15 protein-coding genes are annotated in these 17,900 nt (G+C 67.5%); 10 read left to right on the top strand and 5 right to left on the bottom strand.

The features are described 5' to 3' along the window. Window positions 1-29: 29 nt before the first annotated feature. The 5 genes from OH799_RS09940 to hisG all read left to right on the top strand — a co-directional run bounded on the left by OH799_RS09940 (window position 30) and on the right by hisG (window position 4,925). Window positions 30-953: an arpA protein gene (locus OH799_RS09940; RefSeq protein WP_406278274.1), complete on the top strand. Its 924-nt coding sequence runs from the start codon at window positions 30-32 to the stop codon at window positions 951-953. A gap of 128 nt (window positions 954-1,081) precedes the next feature. Then, entirely contained in the window at window positions 1,082-1,834 is a 753-nt protein-coding gene (locus tag OH799_RS09935) for a class I SAM-dependent methyltransferase (protein ID WP_406278271.1), read from the top strand. Continuing rightward, on the top strand, window positions 1,831-3,645 hold the full coding sequence (locus OH799_RS09930) for a choline/carnitine O-acyltransferase (protein WP_406278268.1): 1,815 nt from the start codon (window positions 1,831-1,833) through the stop codon (window positions 3,643-3,645). The genes OH799_RS09935 and OH799_RS09930 overlap by 4 nt, the downstream gene beginning before the upstream one ends. A 101-nt stretch (window positions 3,646-3,746) precedes the next feature. Further along, on the top strand, window positions 3,747-4,028 hold the full coding sequence (locus OH799_RS09925; protein WP_406281955.1) for a phosphoribosyl-ATP diphosphatase: 282 nt from the start codon (window positions 3,747-3,749) through the stop codon (window positions 4,026-4,028). A gap of 45 nt (window positions 4,029-4,073) precedes the next feature. After that, complete coding sequence (hisG, locus tag OH799_RS09920) at window positions 4,074-4,925, top strand: ATP phosphoribosyltransferase (RefSeq protein WP_406278265.1); 852 nt, start codon at window positions 4,074-4,076, stop codon at window positions 4,923-4,925. A gap of 154 nt (window positions 4,926-5,079) precedes the next feature. Here hisG and OH799_RS09915 read toward each other — a convergent pair whose 3' ends face one another. Further along, window positions 5,080-5,991: a RecB family exonuclease gene (locus OH799_RS09915; RefSeq protein ID WP_406278262.1), complete on the bottom strand. Its 912-nt coding sequence runs from the start codon at window positions 5,989-5,991 to the stop codon at window positions 5,080-5,082. Between the two features lie 74 nt (window positions 5,992-6,065). Between OH799_RS09915 and OH799_RS09910 the strand changes: the two genes are divergently transcribed. Beyond that, window positions 6,066-6,899: a tRNA (adenine-N1)-methyltransferase gene (locus OH799_RS09910; RefSeq protein ID WP_406278259.1), complete on the top strand. Its 834-nt coding sequence runs from the start codon at window positions 6,066-6,068 to the stop codon at window positions 6,897-6,899. A 54-nt stretch (window positions 6,900-6,953) separates the two neighbouring features. Here OH799_RS09910 and OH799_RS09905 read toward each other — a convergent pair whose 3' ends face one another. Continuing rightward, a complete protein-coding gene (locus tag OH799_RS09905; protein WP_406278256.1) occupies window positions 6,954-7,460 on the bottom strand; it encodes a hypothetical protein in 507 nt (168 codons plus the stop codon). Between the two features lie 179 nt (window positions 7,461-7,639). Between OH799_RS09905 and arc the strand changes: the two genes are divergently transcribed. Both arc and OH799_RS09895 read left to right on the top strand, forming a co-directional pair. After that, window positions 7,640-9,400: a proteasome ATPase gene (gene arc / locus OH799_RS09900; protein WP_406278253.1), complete on the top strand. Its 1,761-nt coding sequence runs from the start codon at window positions 7,640-7,642 to the stop codon at window positions 9,398-9,400. Window positions 9,401-10,149: 749 nt separating this feature from the next. After that, window positions 10,150-11,460, top strand: a complete 1,311-nt coding sequence (locus OH799_RS09895) for an RNA-guided endonuclease InsQ/TnpB family protein (protein ID WP_406278250.1) — start codon at window positions 10,150-10,152, stop codon at window positions 11,458-11,460. Window positions 11,461-11,582: 122 nt separating this feature from the next. On the opposite strand, the gene OH799_RS09890 is transcribed toward OH799_RS09895, so the two are convergent. After that, window positions 11,583-13,688, bottom strand: coding sequence for an acyltransferase family protein (locus tag OH799_RS09890; RefSeq protein ID WP_406278247.1), 2,106 nt, complete (start codon window positions 13,686-13,688; stop codon window positions 11,583-11,585). 207 nt (window positions 13,689-13,895) lie between these two features. On the opposite strand from OH799_RS09890, the gene OH799_RS09885 reads away from it, so the two are divergent. Both OH799_RS09885 and OH799_RS09880 read left to right on the top strand, forming a co-directional pair. After that, window positions 13,896-14,378, top strand: coding sequence for a cation:proton antiporter regulatory subunit (locus OH799_RS09885; RefSeq protein ID WP_406278244.1), 483 nt, complete (start codon window positions 13,896-13,898; stop codon window positions 14,376-14,378). 6 nt (window positions 14,379-14,384) lie between these two features. After that, entirely contained in the window at window positions 14,385-15,635 is a 1,251-nt protein-coding gene (locus tag OH799_RS09880; RefSeq protein WP_406278241.1) for a cation:proton antiporter, read from the top strand. A 1-nt stretch (window position 15,636) separates the two neighbouring features. Here OH799_RS09880 and OH799_RS09875 read toward each other — a convergent pair whose 3' ends face one another. Next, the gene (locus tag OH799_RS09875; RefSeq protein ID WP_406278238.1) at window positions 15,637-16,359 is read right to left on the bottom strand and encodes a peptidylprolyl isomerase; all 723 of its coding nucleotides are present in this window, start codon (window positions 16,357-16,359) and stop codon (window positions 15,637-15,639) included. Window positions 16,360-16,481: 122 nt separating this feature from the next. Then, entirely contained in the window at window positions 16,482-17,897 is a 1,416-nt protein-coding gene (locus OH799_RS09870; protein WP_406278235.1) for a PLP-dependent aminotransferase family protein, read from the bottom strand. Between the last annotated feature and the right edge of the window lie 3 nt (window positions 17,898-17,900).

Below are 17,900 nucleotides of genomic sequence, written 5' to 3'. Positions count from 1 at the left end.
CAGAGTGATCGCAGCTGATAGGTGTGACGGTGATCACCGGCAATCTCACCGAATCTCGGGCGTGTCGGCAGGCGCTACACGAAAATGACGCCATGGCAGCGTGGGGTGCACTCGACGAGATCGTAGATACCGCACGGTATTCTCTCGCGGATCAGGAAGGGGCCGGCCTGCGCGGGGCGGTGCGCCGCGCCCGCGCGGAACTGGACGACGGTGGCTGCACCGTATTGCCCGGTTTCATTCGGCCGGAGCTGATCGAAACCCTGCGCGCGCAGGGGGAGCGGATGGCACCGCACGCGTACTGCCAGGTCGAGCGAGTCAACGCCTACAACATTCCGCTGGACGCCGAACTGCCACAGGATCATCCGGGCCGGATCGTTCTGGAGCGGGGCAACGCCTTCGTGCCGCGCGACCGCATTCCGGCCGATGCGCTGATCCACCGGCTCTACACTGCCGAGCCGTTCCAGCGATTCATCGCGGACTGCTTCGGTCTGTCCGAACTGCACGAGTTCGCCGACCCCCTCGCAGGACTGTGCCTCAACGTCGTCGCGCCGGGAATGTCGCATCCCTGGCATTTCGATACCAACGAATTCACCGTCTCCATGGTGACCCAGCCTGCGGAGACCGGTGGAATTTTCGAGTACTGCCCCGACATCCGCACACCGGAGGCGGAGAATTTCGACGATGTGCGTGCCGTTTTGACCGGTTCCGGCGAGCGTTTCGTCCAGCGGCTCCAGTTGCGCCCCGGCGACCTGCAGCTGTTTCGCGGCCGTTTCTCCCTGCACCGTGTCTCACCTGTCGACGGAGCGCGCCAGCGCCATTCGGCCATCTTTGCCTATACCAATCGTCCCGGGATGGTCGGCACGGTGGAACGCACTCGGCAGTTGTTCGGCCGCGTGCTGCCCGACCATATAGCCGCCGCCGACGTGGTCCGGGGCGACCGACTGCTCGACTGAGCCGAGCGGTTCGACTGACCGAGCTCGACCCGAAAGGACCGACAGTGCCAGTTTCGTTACACACAACCGGGAAAGCGTCTTTCGACGATATCTACGTCCACCCAGATCCGTGCGCTTACTACACGCGCATGTCCGATCTGGACTACCGCATTCCGGAACTGGCAAAACCGTTCTTTCAGCAACAGATTCGGGAATACCGCGCCTCCGCCCGGGTCACCGCCCCGACCGTCCTGGACATCGGCTGCTCCTACGGCGTCAACGCCGCGCTGCTGCGCTTCGACACCACGGTGCCCGAGCTGGCCGACTACTACAACCACACCGACGCCGACCGGGCCGGCCTCATCCGGCGCGACCGAGCCCGGGTAAACGCGGGCACCGGACTCACCGACGTCCGTTTCCTCGGCATGGACGTTGCCCATCCCGCCCTGAACTACGCGCACGAGGCGGGCCTGCTGGACGATGTGGTGCACGCCGACCTGGAGTCCGGTGAGCCGACCGAGGAGCAGCGCGCGTTGCTGGCCACCGCCGACCTGGTCGTCTCCACCGGCTGTGTCGGCTATGTCACCGAGAAGACCCTCGCGCGCGTCGCCACCGCGCATCCGCGGAGGAGACCCTGGATGGCACACTTCGTGTTGCGCATGTTCGACTTCGCCCCGATCGCCGCGGAACTCGCCGCACTCGGTTACCGAACCGAACAGGCGCCCGGGCTGTATCAGCAGCGCAGGTTCGCCTCCGAGGCCGAGCAGGCTCAGGTGCTCAACACCCTGTCCGTCAACGGGATCGACATCACCGGCCGGGAGGATAGAGGTTGGCTCTACGCCAATCTGTATCTCTCCAGGCCGTTGCCGAAACATCACGCCGACATCGAGGATCCGCATTGACCGAACGCACCTTCGCCGCCGACGACCACCTACCCCGGGTGCCCCTGCCGACGCTGGAGGACAGCTGCGGCCGGCTTCTGCAGTGGTGCGCGCCGCTGCTGACCGCCGACGAACTCGCCACCACCAGAGCCGCGGTCGACGACCTGCTGCGCGCCGACGGACCGGGCCGCACGCTACAGGCGGCACTCGCGGAGTACGACGCGACGCCTGGTGTAGGCAGCTGGCTGGATCTGTTCTGGCCGTCGCGGTATCTGGGCAGGCGGGATCGAATCGCGCTGAACGCGAACTTCTTCTTCCTGTTCCGCGACGACACCCCGCTGGCCACGTCCACCGCGGCGACACAGGTGGACCGAGCGTCCGGGATCATCTCCGCCGCCGTCGACTACAAGCTGGCCCTCGATCAGGAGGCCATCCCACCGGTGTCCCAGCGTGGACAGAAGCTGTCGATGTGGCAGAACAAGTACCTGTTCTCCGAGACCCGGATCCCCGGTGTGGAGCAGGACACCGTGCGCGTGCCCTACAGTACCGAGTGGCCGGGCCACTCCGAGGCCAGGCACATCGTGGTGTACTTCCGCGGCAGCACGTTCCGGATGGACGTGATCGGTCCGGATGGTGCGCCGTACTCGCCGGAGGATCTCGCCGACGGGCTGCGCGCGGTGCTGAAGGCGGGCGCGCGGCCGATCCGCACCGACACCGCCGTCGGGCACCTGACCACGAAGGCTCGCGCCGAATGGGCGGCCAGCAGGCAGGCGCTCTCGACCGAACCGGCGAACGTCGCGGCGTTGGACGCCGTCGAGACCGCGCTGTTCGCGATCTGTCTAGAGGATTTCACCCCGCGCGACGAGCTGCACGCCTGCGATCAGCTGTTACACGGCGACAGCGCGAACCGGTGGTTCGACAAGTCGGTGTCTTTCATCGTCTTCGGCGACGGGCAGGCGGGCATCAACGTCGAACACTGCGGGCTGGACGGCACCACCATCCTGTCCTTCGTCGACACCCTGCTGGAAACTCCGGTACCAGAGCACGCCGTCCGGTCCGGAGCGCAGGCGCAGGGCCTGCCCACGGTCGAGCCGATCGAGTTCGTGCTCGATGCGTCGCAGCGCGCAGACATCGCCGCGGCGGGTGCCGCCTTCGCCCGCTACGCCGCGGAGAACGCCACGCAGACGGTGACGTTCCCGGGCTTCGGGACCTCCCGCGCCAAGCAGCTCGGCATCTCCCCGGACGCGTTCGCGCAGCTGAGCTACCAGCTCGCCCACCGGCGCAGCAAGGGACTCATCGGCGCCACCTACGAGTCCATCGCGACCAGGCAGTACCGCAATGGTCGCACCGAGGCGATGCGGGTGGTCACCCCCGAGATGGTCGCCTTCGTGGACACGATGCAAGACCCGGAGATGGGCCACGAGTCGAAGCGCGCGGCCGCGCGGGCGGCGGCAAGCGCGCACGTGGCGCGGGCCAAACAGTGTCAGGCGGGCGACGCGCCGGAACAGCACCTGTGGGAACTGCAGTGGATCCAGCGCCGCCGTGGTGCGGAACTGGGCGTCACCGACCCGATCCCGCTCTACGACAGCCCAGGGTGGACCATCCTGCGCGACGACTACCTGAGCACCAGCTCGGCGCCGTCGGTCAACATCCGCTACTTCGGGTTCGGCTCCACCAGCTCCCGGTGCATCGGGGTCGCCTACGTGTTGCTCCCGGACCGCTGGAACCTCTACTTGGCGACGCCGACGCCGGTCGCCGACCAGATGTACGCGTTCGCCGACCACCTCCGCACGGCGGTCGCCGACCTGGAAGCGCTGCTGGCCGGAAGCTGACGGCACAACGCCCGGCTTTCCGCACTCCGAATATCAGCGGGGAAAGCCGGGCTGAGCCGTAGCCTCCATTGTGGGCCGGAGCAACAGGCCCGCATACGGGTCTGAAACAATGGCCCATCGTGAAGAACTTCGAAACCCTGTTCGCCGAGCTGCAGGATCGTGCGGTCAACCGCCCCGCGGGGTCCGGAACCGTTGCCGCGTTGGACGCCGGCGTGCATAGCCAGGGTAAGAAGGTGCTCGAGGAGGCCGGTGAGGTGTGGCTGGCCGCCGAACACGAGAGCGACGAGTCGCTCGCCGAGGAGATCTCCCAGCTGCTGTACTGGGTGCAGGTGCTGATGGTGGGTCGCGGGCTGAAGCTCGAGGACGTGTACCGACATCTGTGACGGCCGTCTCGATTCCGGTTTCTCCTCCCGAAAGGACTCCCTCCCATGCTGCGTGTCGCTGTCCCCAATAAAGGCGCTCTGTCCGAATCCGCTGTCTCGATCCTCGCGGAGGCGGGTTACCGCAAGCGCACCGACTCGCGTGACCTGACTGTCCTGGACCCGGCCAACCAGGTCGAGTTCTTCTTCCTGCGGCCCAAGGACATCGCCATCTACGTCGGATCCGGCGAACTCGACCTCGGCATCACCGGACGCGATCTCGCTCTGGATTCCGGCGCACTCGTGCAGGAACGGCTCGCGCTCGGCTTCGGGCGCTCCACCTTCCGTTACGCCGCGCCCGCCGGACCGGAGTGGAAGGTGGAGGACCTCTACGACAAGCGCATCGCGACCTCCTACCCGAACCTGGTGCTGAGCGATCTTCGGCGACGAGGCATCGAGGCCGAGGTGATCCGCCTGGACGGCGCGGTGGAGATCTCCATCCAGCTGGGCGTCGCCGACGCCATCGCCGATGTCGTGGGCTCAGGGCGCACCCTGCGTCAGCACAACCTGGTCGCGTTCGGCGAATCGCTGTGCGACTCGGAGGGCGTACTCATCGAGCGCAAGGATGCCGACCAGCGCGACCGGGCCCGCAACCAGCTCGTCGCCCGCGTCCAGGGCGTCGTCTTCGCCCAGCAGTATCTGATGCTGGACTATGACTGCCCCAAGGATCTCCTCGACCGAGCATTCGCGATCACCCCGGGGCTGGAGTCGCCGACCGTGGCGCCGCTGGCCGACACCGGCTGGGTCGCGGTGCGCGCCCTCGTGCCACGCAAACAGGGCAACGAGCTGATGGACCAGCTGGCCGATCTAGGCGCGAAAGCCATCCTGGCCACCGACATCCGCTCCTGCCGCGCATTCTGACCGTCCGACTCGCCTGTCCGCGTGATTGACACACGCTGAACGTGATCCGTGTGCCCGCTGATCCGGTGTAGCTACCGTGCGGCCTCTCGATGAGGAAACGCATCCCATGGCTCCGCATTGGATTTCATGGTTATCGCGACCGGCCGCTAGCCACTCACTCGGACACCGCGTCCGCCAGGGTCTCCGCCGGCGACTCGTCCGTGCCGCCGGTCGGCCAGCCCGGGTAGGGCGGGGGTGTGCCGCCGAATTCCGGGCACAGCGGTTTGTAGTCGCAGTAGGAGCACAGCCAGCTCGGGTTCGGCGGGAATTCGCCGGTGCGGCCAGCATCCAGGATGGCCGTCCACAGCGCCGAGAGCGTGCGCTCGAAGCGCAGCAACTCCTCCTCATCGGGGGCGTAGGTGAGGATCTCCTCGTCGGCCAGGTAGATCAGCCGCAGCTGGGCGGGCACGATTCCGCGGGTGCGCAGCAGGACCAGCGCGTAGAACTTCAGCTGGAACAGTGCCCTGGTCTCCTGCGTGGGCCCGGGCGCGCGGCCGGTCTTGTAGTCCACCACCCGCAGCGCGCCGGTCGGGGCGATATCGATTCGGTCGACGAACCCACGTAGCAGCGCGCCGTCGGCGAGCTCGACCTCTACCCGAGCCTCCCGCGATTCCGGGTCGAAGCCGGTCGGATCCTCCAGCCGGTAGTAACGCTGGATCAGCGCGCGTACCTCGCCGAGGAAGGCATCGAGCGGCTCGCCGGCAAGCAGCTCGGCCACCTCCGGTCGCTCGGCGCGCACCCGCGCCCAAGCCGTCGGCACCAGCGTGTCGGCACGCTCGGGCAGGCGCTCGACCGCAGGCAACCCGTACAGGTCCTCCAGAACCGCGTGTACCACCGTGCCGCGCACCGCGTGCCGCGACGGCGGCTCCGGAATCCGGTCGATCGCCCGGAACCGATATTTCAACGGGCACTGCTTGAAATCCATTGCCCGCGAAGGAGACAGCGCGGGCCGCGCGCGGCCGACCCTCGCACCGGCAGCGGATGCCTGCGCGTCATCGGGAGGGGGCGTGGACACGGGCGAGGACATACCTGGCAGGCTATCCGGCGGCACCGACACGCCGGTGCGCGGCAGCACGATTCGAACCAGCGGAACGGAGATTCATGACGGCCAGACGGACCGGGCCATTCACCATCGGTGACCGGGTGCAGCTGACCGATGCCAAAGGGCGTCTGTACACGGTGGTCTTGGAGCCGGGCAAGGAGTTCCACACCCATCGCGGCGGCATCAAGCACGACAGCCTGATCGGCGCCGACGAGGGAAGTGTGGTGCAGTCGACCAACGGCACACCGTACCTCGCGCTACGTCCACTGCTGATCGACTATGTACTGTCCATGCCGCGCGGTGCGGCGGTGATCTACCCGAAGGACGCCGCGCAGATCGTGCACGAGGGCGACATGTTCCCCGGCGCGCGGGTGCTCGAGGCGGGCGCGGGGTCCGGCGCGCTCACCTGCTCGTTGCTGCGCGCGGTCGGGCCGCAGGGGCAGGTGGTGTCCTACGAAATCCGCGCCGACCACGCCGAGCACGCCGTCCGGAATGTGGAGACGTTTTTCGGCGAACGCCCGGCCAACTGGTCGCTGACCATCGGCGACGTCGCCGACTACAGCGCAGAGCCGGTGGACCGCGCGGTTCTGGACATGCTCGCGCCTTGGGATGCGCTGCCCGCCGTGTCGAAGGCGCTCGTCCCCGGCGGTGTCCTGATCGTCTACGTGGCGACCGTCACGCAACTGTCCAAGGTGGTGGAGGCGCTGCGCGAGCAGGAGTGCTGGACCGAACCGCGCTCGTGGGAGTCGCTGGTCCGGCCATGGCATGTGGTCGGCCTCGCCGTGCGCCCCGAACATCGCATGCAGGGCCACACCGCCTTCCTGGTCAGCGCCCGCAGGCTCGCCGAGGGCACGGTCACCCCCAAGCCGCAGCGCAGGCCGTCGAAGGGCTGAGCGGGGCAGGGTGAGGGCTCGTTCGGCCGACACTCGCCTCCGATCGGATACGGCTCAGGCCGGGACGCAGGGCGCCTGCGCGAAGCCGAGCATCAGGCAGCCGCTCGCGTCCGACAGCTTCCAGGTGCCGCCGACGTTCTCCCAGGTCATCGGCACAGCGGGTGCGGCGCCGTGCGGGGAGTTGATGGTCACCTTCGCGTTCGCGGCGTCGCCCTGAGTGGTGATGTCGGCGATCGTGAAGGTCAGCGTGTAGCCGTGCAGCCCCGCGTTCATCTGGTCGATGTTGGCGGCGCGCTTCTCGCCGTCGACGATCAGCTTCGTCTTGTCGGCGGTGAGGACGTTCGGGTCGGCCAGCTTCACCAGAATCGCCTGCAGCGTCTCGGCCGTCGGCGCGCCCGCCGCTTGGTCGCCGTGGTTGTGGGTACTCGCCGTGGCGGTGCTGGTGGTAGTCGCGGTGGCGGAGTCGTCGTCGGAGCCACAGGCCGCCAGGCCGACGGTAAGGGTCAGTGCCGCCGCGGCGGTGACCACAGAAACGCGCAGAGTTCTGGCGGGAAGGAGCATCGTCAGCAACCTTTCGGCTCGGTCGGCGAGCGCGCTCGCCAGGTATGGGTTAGGGCAGGCTAACATGGTTGTTCGGCCGTTGATCGCCGCCCAGATGTGATCACCACGAAATCATGTCGGAAAGCGAGAATGGGCCGCGACCGGTAGCGTTGATAGACCGGGACTGGGAGGAGCAGCACATGAGCCCCATCGAGAATTCGGATTCGGCGGCCTGGAGAGAGCTCGAGGCAGTACGCGCCGAGGCGGCTGCACTCCGAAGGCAACTCGCCGATTCGCCGGATCGCACACGGGAATTGGAAGCCCGCATCGATTCGCTGACCATTCGCAACACGAAGCTGATGGACACTCTCAAGGAGGCGCGCCAGCAGCTTGTCGCGCTGCGCGAGGAGGTCGATCGGCTGGGTCAGCCACCGAGCGGATACGGCGTTCTGATCGGTGTGTACGACGATCAGACGGTCGATGTGTTCACTTCGGGGCGCAAGATGCGGTTGACGTGTTCACCGAACATCGAGACCTCGACGCTCGAGTACGGTCAGACCGTCCGCCTCAACGAGGCGCTCACGGTCGTCGAGGCCGGGGTCTACGACGCGGTCGGCGAGATCGGTACCCTCCGGGAAATCCTCGATGACGGTCGTCGCGCCCTGGTCGTCGGCCATGCCGACGAGGAGCGTGTGGTGTGGCTGTCGGGCCCGCTGGCCAAGGTCGCCGAGGTCGATGACCTGGACGACCCCGATTCTCCCATCCGCAAGCTACGGCCGGGCGATTCGCTCCTGGTGGACACCAAGGCCGGGTTCGCGTTCGAGCGCATCCCCAAAGCCGAGGTCGAGGACCTCGTGCTGGAGGAGGTGCCCGACGTCGGCTACGCCGATATCGGTGGTCTCGGTCGGCAGATCGAGCAGATCCGCGACGCGGTGGAGCTTCCGTTCCTGCACAAGGACCTTTTCCGCGAATACGCGCTGCGTCCGCCGAAGGGCGTGCTGCTCTATGGTCCTCCCGGCTGCGGTAAGACGCTCATCGCCAAGGCGGTGGCCAATTCACTGGCCAAGAAGATCGCCGAGGCGCGCGGTGAGGATGCCAAGGAAGCCAAGTCGTACTTCCTCAACATCAAGGGTCCCGAGCTGTTGAACAAGTTCGTGGGCGAGACCGAGCGCCACATCCGGATCATCTTCCAGCGGGCCCGTGAGAAGGCGTCCGAGGGCACTCCGGTGATCGTGTTCTTCGACGAGATGGACTCGATCTTCCGCACCCGCGGTTCGGGCGTCTCGTCGGACGTGGAGACCACGGTGGTGCCCCAGCTGCTGTCGGAGATCGACGGCGTCGAGGGCTTGGAGAATGTGATCGTGATCGGTGCCTCCAATCGCGAGGACATGATCGACCCGGCCATTCTGCGGCCAGGCCGCCTCGACGTGAAGATCAAGATCGAGCGTCCGGACGCGGAATCGGCCCAGGACATCTTCTCGAAGTACCTCACCGAGTACCTTCCACTGCACGAGGACGACTTGGCCGAGTTCGGCGGCGACAAGGGGCTGTGCATCCGCGCGATGATCGAACGGGTCGTCGATCGGATGTACGCCGAGAGCGAGGACAACCGCTTCCTCGAGGTCACCTACGCCAACGGTGACAAGGAGGTTCTGTACTTCAAGGACTTCAACTCCGGCGCCATGATCCAGAACATCGTGGACCGCTCCAAGAAGTACGCCATCAAGGCGGTGCTCGACACCGGCAACCCGGGTCTGCGCATCCAGCATCTCTACGATTCGATCGTGGACGAGTTCTCCGAGAACGAGGACCTGCCCAACACCACGAATCCGGACGACTGGGCACGCATCTCGGGTAAGAAGGGCGAGCGGATCGTCTACATCCGCACGCTGGTCACCGGCAAGAACGCCAGCGCCAGCCGCGCCATCGATACCGAGTCGAATACGGGTCAGTACCTGTAGCGGAGGGCGAGCGGATCGTCTACATCCGGCTGCGTCTGATTCACCGGCAAGAACGCCAGCGCCAGCCGCGCCATCGATACCGAGTTGAACACCGGTCAGTACCTGTCAGGTTGCGTCGACCCGAAGGGCCGTGTCTCCACTGGAGACACGGCCCTTCGGCATTTGGGGGACCGTGCGGGTTGCTTCCGCGCGGCTCGGGCAGAGAGCAGCGGTCGAGGCCGGGTAGATGGGCTGCGGAGGCAACTGTTGTTGCACTTTCTCGATGTCGGCCGCACTGCTTGTACTCGCTGCCATGCGCGGAGACCGATATCGAGCCGGTCGACACCCAGGCCGAGGCGGGGGTTGGAGATCGCGGTCTACGGACGTTTCGGTTGGTCAGCTCGCGGCACAGACGGCGGCCGCCTACCAGGCGCTGCTGGAGACGGAAGGGACGTCGGCCGTAAGATCGCCCATTCCTATTGGCAGGCAGCCGCTCTGGATGTTGTACCGCGCTGAATACGGGCTGCCCGCTGAATACAGCCCAAACCGTGGCTTCGGCTACGGGGGTGTGGGCTAGTGCGCCGCCCTTCCGGGCGGCCCACGCGGGAGGCCCGTCAGGGGTCGACGTGCCCTGACCGGGCGGCCTGTACCAAATGCGCGTGCAGCATGAAACGCAGTTTCTGCCGGTGTGAACAGTGCCATATTCGCTCCTGAACCGACGGTAGGATCGGAGTGCGCAGCTTCGGTACAACTTCCGTCTGTATCCCACTGTGGGACAACAACAGTCGTTGGCGAAGGCATTCGGATGCGCGAGGGTGGTGTACAACGATGCACTGCGGGCGCGGCAGGAAGCGTTCGAGACCGGGCAGCGGATCAGCGACGGAGAACTGTCCAAGCGTCTCACCGAATCGAAACACACTCCGGAGCGGGAATGGCTCCGGGAAGTGTCGTCGGTGGTTCTTCAGCAGGCACTCGCCGACCTCAACGTTGCCTACCGAAACTTTTTCTCGTCGGTGACCGGCAAGCGGAAGGGTGCGCGGGTCGCGCCGCCGAAGTATCGGTCCCGCAAGGACAATCGGCAGTCGATCCGGTTCACGAAGAACTCCCGGTTCGCGGTGACGCCCGGGCGGAGGCTTCGGCTGCCGAAGATCGGGGATATATCGGTTCGCTGGTCGCGGGAGTTGCCGTCGGAGCCGTCGAGCGTGACGATCGTGAAGGATGCGGCGGCCCGGTATTTCGCTTCGTTCGTGGTCGAAGTGGAGTCCGTGCCGCTGCCGCGGTCGGATTCCGAGGTCGGTATCGACTTGGGGCTGAGTTCGTTCGCGGTGTTGTCGAACGGCACGGTGATCGAGAACCCGAGGTTCCTTCGCCGCGTCGAACGTAAACTCCGCAAGGCGCAACAGTCGCTGTGCCGTAAGGCGAAGGGCAGCAAGAACCGTGCCAAGGCGCAGGTTCGGGTGGCCCGTGCTCACGCCAGGGTGGCCGACGCGCGACGGGATCACGCGCACAAGCAGTCCACGGCGATCATCCGCGACAACCAAGCGGTGTTCGTCGAGGACCTGTGCGTCAAAGGTTTGGCGCGCACCAGGTTGGCGAAGTCGGTTCACGATGTGGGCTGGGCGATGTTCACCCGCATGTTGGAGGAGAAGTCCGCGCGGTACGGCCGACACTTCGGCAAGGTGGGTCGCTGGTTCCCGTCTACGCAGCTGTGCTCGGTGTGCGGAGCGCTGGGCGGAAAGAAGCCGTTGTATGTCCGGGCGTGGACGTGCATGTGTGGTGTGACCCACGATCGCGATGTGAACGCCGCGAAGAATATTCTGGCCGCAGGCCATGCGGACAGTCCAACGCTTGTGGAGCTGGTGTCAGCCTCGGCCTCGGTCGAGCAGTCGGCGTTGAAGCAGGAACCCACCGGAAGCGCGGCACAGCCCGCACAGGCCGGAATCTTTCGCCATCAGCATCAGGCGGAAGAGGATGTCAATTCGGTCTCCGCCGGACACGGCGAGCACGGTCCTGTGGGTCGGTGGCGCCGAGCCGGACGTGCGCGAGTTCTGCGCCGAGGTGACGCCGGTCGGGCGCGTTGACGCCCGGCTCGGGTTTCCCGGCGTCACCCGCCACGTCACCCTCTGGCGCTGTGCCCAACCGCGCGCGCCCGTGGTCTCGCGTGTGGCCGGACATGCTGCGCCTGAACTGACCGGGCGCCGCCTCACCACCAGCCGAGGATCGGTGACAGCTGCCTGCCCAGTTCCGGTGCCAGCGACCGCGAATAGCTGGCGGTGAGGTGGTGCTCGTCGTGGTAGATCAGGATGTTGCCCTCGGTGACTGCGCACACGTCCCGCTCGCACACCGCGTCGCTCAGGTCCACAGGGAACACGTTGGCGAACGAGGCGGCGAACTCCAGCGCCGGATTGACCTCGTCCAGCGCGGCAGTGCGCGGCATGCCGCAGCTGATCCGGTCGCCGTTCTGGGCGAGACAGTCGATCGCCCGATAGCGGACGCCGTCGCGGCGCAGCCACGGGGTGTCGCGGATGGCCAACACATTGAGCCCCCGCTCGGCCAGGTGCGACCACACGTCCAGATAGTCGGCGGGTGTCTCGTCGCCGAGCTTGTCGCGGGGGCGGGTCGCGGTGGTGAACACCCACTCCGGGCGGTCGTGGCCGAGGCGGTCGATCACCTCGGTGGACCAGTCTCGGCAATCCGGAATGGCCTCGCCCTTGTACTTCGGCTCCGCTGCCACAGTCAGTGGGCAGCCCATCTTCAGATAGACGTCGACGCGGAAGTTGTGCTCGCGCGCCAGCATGTCGAGGGCGGGAACCCAGTGTTCGGCATGCGAGCTGCCGACCACCGCCACGGTGCGCTGCGCGTCGGCGTTCCCGTAGGCGCAGGTGATGACGTCGCGCGTGTCCCAGTCCGCGATACAGCCGTCCTGTGACGGATACGCGTGATCGGCGGGCGCCTCGTACACGGTCGGACGCAGCCGCGCCCGGGGCGTGCTTGCGTCGCCGACCAGCGCCTCCGCGCCCGGATAGTGCACAGGGTCGAGGAAGGCCACCGGCTGCGGCGGGTTCGCCCGCGTCACCACCTGCTCGCCCACCGATACCGCGAGCACGGCGATCCCGAGCACCGCGACCACCTGGCCGGTGCGGCGGCGGGCGGGGGTCTGCTGGGCGGACCACGTGGACCGCCGGATCCGCAGCGGCTCCTCGATGAACCTGTTGGTCGAGTAGGCCAGCACCAGGGACCCCGCGAGCACGCCCAACCCGCGGACGAATCCGGCCGTGGCGGACCTGGTCTCCGCGAGGACGAAGATGAGGATCGGCCAGTGCCATAGGTACAGCGCGTAGGCCAATTCTCCCAGGCGCACCGCGGCGGATGTGCCGAGCAGCCGGTTGGGCAGCGGGTGCGCGGCGGTGGGAAGATTGATCCCCGCCACGATCAGCGCAAGGGCAGCGCCCACCGGCACCAGTGCCGCGGGCCCGGGGAACTCCTCCGCGCCATCGATCAGCCAGCCGCACGTCACCACGGCGGTGGCGCCCAGCACGGCCAGCGTCACCCGCAGGAGACGAGGCGCGGCCAGCCACGGCACCACGACCGCGAGCAGTGCACCGGCCAGCAGCTCCCAGGCGCGCGCGAAGCTGTCGTAGTAGTTCCAGCCCTGATGCACGGAGGTGCCGTGTGCGGCGTAGCGGAACGAGGCCGTCGCGCTCGCCGCGAGGAGGATCGCGAGGCCCGGCCGCAGCGCGGCTGGGCCCGCGAGGCTCCTGCACAGTCGCACCGCGAGCGCCACGCCGAGCAGGATCACCAGGTAGAACTGCCCCTGCACCGCCATCGACCAGAGATGTTGCAGCGGGCTTACCGAAGGGGCGGCGGCCAAGTAGTCCGACCAGGACAGCGCCAGATACCAGTTCTGGTAGTACAACAGTGACGCCAGCGTCTGCGCTGCGATCTCGTGCCACTGCGTGAAGGGACGCAGCAGTATCGTCGCCGCGAACACCGCGGTCAGCACCGTAACCAGTGCGGGAAGCAGCCTGCGGGCGAGCCTGCGCGCGATGTGACCGATGCGAATCGTGCCGCTGGACTCCGCGCCGCGCAGCAGCGAGCCGGTGAAGAAGAAGCCGGAGAGGACCAGGAAGACCTCCACCCCGCCCGAGACGCGGCCGAACCAGATGTGGAACGCCACGACCAGTGCGATCGCCACACCGCGCAGCCCATCCAGATCGTGCCGGTAACTGTCCGCCGCGCCGCGCCGCGGCGTCGCGGCAGCATCCGTGCCGGACCGTCGCAACCGGCTCACCACTCGGGCGACCGTCACCGGACTCGCATGGCGTCGCCGAATCGACAATCGAAGGTGACGGCGTAGCGACGGGCTGAGGTACGGGACACGTCATTCTCTTACCACGGGCGACTAACGACGGTCCAAACCCGCGCAGCCGGAGTGTCGTGCGGAATTACCGAAGTGATACGGACAATTCGGGCACCCTTCTGTGGGGGTGCGTCGCTGGGTGGCTAGGCTGAAGTCGTGAACGTTGAGGTGACACCCCTGCCCGGTATCGGTGTACGCAAGGACTTTCGGCCGACCAACAGCCGGCGCCGGATCGGGGTGATCGATCATCGCGACGGCACCATGGATCTGATCGTCAGCAAGGCCGACCACCCCGACGAGACCGAACAGATACCGCTGTCGGGCAAGGAGGCGGCACTGCTGGCCAACCTGCTCGGCGCGCCGCAGCTGGTGGAGCAGCTGCGCGAAGAACACCGCCAGTTCGCCGGGCTGACCACCCGCCAGCTCTCCGTACCCGACCGGTCCCGCTACGACGGGCGGATGCTGGGGGAGACCCAGATACGAACGCGCACAAAGTCGTCTATCGTCGCGGTGGTGCGCGGCGGGCAGCCGATCCCTTCACCCGGCCCGGATTTCACGTTCACCGCCGGTGACGTGCTCGTTATTGTCGGCACCGCGGAGGGCCTGGAGGCCGCCGCCAAGATTTTGCTGGACGGCTGAGCGGGGATGGTTGCTCAGGAGACCGCGCTCGCGCTGATCCAGTTGGGCGCGGTATTTTTCGGCCTCGGTCTGCTCGGCCGGATCGCCGCGCGTATCGGCATGTCGCCGATCCCGCTGTACCTGGTCGGCGGGCTGGTGTTCGGTACGGGCGGTCTGGTCGAGCTGCGGCAGGTGGACGACTTCATTCACCTTGCCAGCGAAATCGGCGTCGTCCTTCTGCTGTTGCTGCTCGGCCTCGAATACAGCGCGCCTGAACTGGTCACCGGGCTGCGCCGATCATGGGCCGCGGGCGTCGTCGACATCGTGCTCAACGCCACCCCCGGCGTGCTCGTCGCTTTCGCGCTCGGCTGGGGCCTTACCGGTGCCATCGCCATGGCGGGAGTTACCTATATCTCGTCCTCGGGCATCGTCGCGAAAGTGCTCAACGACCTGGGGAGGCTCGGCAACCGCGAAACACCGGTTGTCCTGTCCATCCTGGTGTTCGAAGACCTGGTGATGGCCGGTTATCTGCCGGTGCTCACGGCCGTGCTGGCCGGCGTCGGCTTCCTCGCGGGACTGAAGACGCTGACCATCGCGCTGGTCGCGGTCACGGTCGTGCTCATCGTCGCCCTGCGCTACGGGCGCTACGTCTCCGCGATCGTCGACAGCGAGGACCGGGAGATCTTTCTGCTGAAGTTGCTCGGCTCCGCACTGCTGGTCGCGGGGGTCGCCTCCGCGGTGCAGGTGTCCGCGGCGGTGGGCGCCTTCCTGCTCGGCATCGCCATCTCGGACTCGACCGCGCACAACGCCACCAAGATCCTGGAGCCGCTGCGCGACCTGTTCGCCGCGCTGTTCTTCGTCCTGTTCGGTCTGAGCACCGATCCGGCAAGCATCCCTCCGGTGCTCGGCTGGGCCTGCCTACTCGCGGTCGTCACGACGGCGAGCAAGGTAGCGACCGGATGGTGGGCGGCCAAGCGGGCCGGTGCGGGCCGCTACGGCCGGGCGCGAGCAGGTACCGCATTGGTCGCCCACGGCGAGTTCTCGATCGTCATCGCGGGACTGGCGGTCTCCGCGGGCGCGGTCCCTGCCGAGTTCGCCGCGCTGGCCACCACCTACGTGCTGCTGATGGCGATTCTCGGCCCGGTCGCCAGCCGCGTCGTCGAGCCGGTCCTCGCGCTGGTGCCGCGGCGCATGGTCGGGGGTGTCCTGACTCGCACCGAGCTGTCGACAACTAGCGGTGGCGGCGCCGAATCGGCGCCGCCACCTGATGCGATGTGACTCAATTGCGTACGGCGGCAACTGAATCGAGCACGACGTCCACGGCTGGCGCGCCGTCGGCCGAGCCGTCTTTGACGCCTGCGGCGGCGATGGACGCGAGCACGTCCAAGCCCGCGGTGACCCGACCGAACGGGGTGTAGTTCGGCGGGAGCTGGGTGTCCTGGTAAACGAGGAAGAACTGGCTGCCGTTGGTGTCCGGTCCCGAGTTCGCCATCGCGATCGTGCCGGCCGGGTAGGTCGCGTCCGCCAGGTTCTCGTCGTGGAAGCGATAGCCGGGGCCGCCGGTGCCGGTCGCGGTCGGGTCACCGCACTGCAGGACGTAGATGCCCTCGGTGGTGATCCGGTGGCACTTCGTGTGGTCGTAGTACTGCTCATTGGCCAGGAACACGAACGAGTTGACCGTATGCGGCGCGCGGGCGGCGTCCAGCGCGATCGTCACCGCACCGCAGGTGGTCGCCAGTGTCGCCGTGTATCCGGCGTTGGCATCGATCGTCAGAGCCGGCTCGACGGTCCACTGCTTGTTGTTCGGCTGACCGGCGGCCGGCGCATTACAGGTGGCCGGCGCCTTCTCCCGTACGGTGCCCGGATTCGCGGAGGCACCGCCCGCAGCGGACACCGCCAGCGTCGCGCCGACGGCAAGGACACCGAGAACGCGCAGTGTCCGCCACGGCACGCCGAGGCGTCGCCGACCGCTGCCGAGTTGCCGCGCCTGCACTTCGCTCACGCTGGAAATCTCCTTCATTCGAGTTGCGCACCGGACGATGCGACGCGAATCATTCCATCTCGCTCCGCCGGGCGTGGCCGTACGGCCTGATTTCCCTACCGCGCGTTACGGTACGGTCCCGCTCATACCCGTCGCATGCGGCGGTAGGTCGGGGCGGCCGTGGCGGCGGCCGCGAGTTCGGCCGCGAGCCAGTCGACATCGGCGTCGCTGACGGCGGCGATGGTGAGGCGCAGGTGATCGGCGCTCGGATGATGGCCGACCGCGAAGGGGCCACCGGGGGCCGCTTTGATGCCCGCGGCGGCGAGGGAGATCATGGCCGCGTTCTCGTCGGCGACGGGAAGCCAGAGGTTGATGCCATCGCCGCGGCCAACGATGACGCCGCGGCGGGCCAAGGCGCGCCGGAGCGCGCCCGAGCGCTTGCGGTATTCGGCGCGCGCGGTGGCGACAGCTTGGCCGGCGGAGTCGTCGTCGAGCATGTTCACCAGCAGGCGTTGCAGCAGCAGGCTGGTCCAGCCTGGGCCGAGCATGCGGCGCGCGACGACCGGGTCGAGCAATTCGGCCGGCCCGCCCGCCACGGCCAGACGCAGGTCCGCCCCGTGGGATTGGGAGTATGAGCGGATGTGTACGGTGCGGTCCGGTAGCCGGGTGCCGAGCGAACGCAATGCGGTGGAGGCAATTCCGGCGGAATGATCATCCTCGATGACCACCGTTCGGTAGCCGTCCAGGACATCGGAGAGTTCGCGGACCCGGTGTGCGGTGAGCGAGACGCCGGTTGGATTCTGTGCGCGCGGTTGCAGAATCACCGCGACGGCAGCATATTGCGTGACCGCACGCGCGAGATCAGCTGGAAGCGGACCCGATTCGTCCAGGCGTAGCGGGACCGGGCGAGCGCCCATCACCGCGAGTAGGTCGAGAAACGGCGGAAAACACGGATCCTCGACGGCGACGGCATCGCCGAGACGGATGTGCGCGGCGAGCAGGCGGTCGACCGCGTCGAGCGCTCCGTCGAGCACGGCGAGGCGCTCGGCGCGAAACGGCCAGTCCGCGCGAACCTTCGCGGCGAGGTCGGGGAGCACCGCCTCGCCGAGGTAGTCGGCGGTAAGGTTGCCCGCCTGGTCTCTGCTCAGCGCGCGCAGCGCTGCTCCGAGGTCGGGCAACAGCTCGGGGTCGGGGGCGCCGCGGGCGAGGTCGACACGAAAAGCGTTGTCGGATGGGGGATGCAGTCGTTGATACCTGCCGACCGGAGTGGCGCTCACCTGTTCGCCGACGAACGTACCCGCGCGTCCACGCGCGACGATCGCCCCGGTGGCGGCGAGCGCCCGCCAGGCCTGGTTGACCGTGGTCGGCGAGACCCGCAACTCCCGCGCGACCTCCCGGACGGTGGGTAGTCGCGAGCCGGGTGCGAGCGTGCCCGAACGAATCAGTCGGCCGACCGCGGCGGCGATCCCCACCGGGGTGCGATCATCGAGATCCGCGATGAACCGCCCTGTCGACTCGTCGGAAGGTGCGCCGGCGGCGGTCGCGGGCTCGATACTCACAGC

The organism is Nocardia sp. NBC_00881 (genome assembly GCF_045207455.1).
Taxonomy (GTDB): domain Bacteria; phylum Actinomycetota; class Actinomycetes; order Mycobacteriales; family Mycobacteriaceae; genus Nocardia.
Note: the sequence above shows the minus strand (reverse complement) of the source record. Positions and strands in the feature narration are given on the sequence as shown.